This is a genomic window from Paenibacillus oleatilyticus (assembly GCF_018998565.1).
GTDB classification, from domain to species: domain Bacteria; phylum Bacillota; class Bacilli; order Paenibacillales; family NBRC-103111; genus Paenibacillus_G; species Paenibacillus_G oleatilyticus.
In genome coordinates this window covers 1-345 of record NZ_JAHNZO010000173.1, presented here as the reverse complement: position 1 = coordinate 345, position 345 = coordinate 1, and the positions used below count along the sequence as shown (strand labels likewise).

1 protein-coding gene is annotated in these 345 nt (G+C 61.2%); it reads left to right on the top strand.

Going from position 1 to position 345, the window contains the following annotated elements; genetic code table 11:
- A partial coding sequence (locus KQX66_RS39085; protein ID WP_216798445.1) for a hypothetical protein occupies positions 1–274 on the top strand: 274 nt, incomplete at its 5' end.
- Positions 275–345: the final 71 nt, after the last annotated feature.

The window sequence follows — 345 nt, the reverse complement described above, 5'->3', positions numbered from 1 at the left end:
CGCCAAGGCGGCGCTACCGGAGGAAGACAACCGTTTCCTGCACTATCGCTGGCAAGCGGTGGGGCTGGCGCAACAGGCGGCCGATCTGCTGCCGTCGAAGAGCCAGGCCTATGCCGCCGTGTTGTGTAACGCTGCCAGCTGGGTTATCAAGCGTGATGCCAAAACCGGCCGTGCGCTTTATCAGCGCTATATCAACACCGGCACCCGTTATCCGTGGGCGGCGAAATTCGGCTACGACTGCCCGGCGCCGGACTTCGCCACCGTGGCGCCATAACGCCGAATTTCAGGCACTAAAAAGCCCGGCTTGCCGGGCTTTTTTTATCGAATCTCGCATCGACTCAGGCT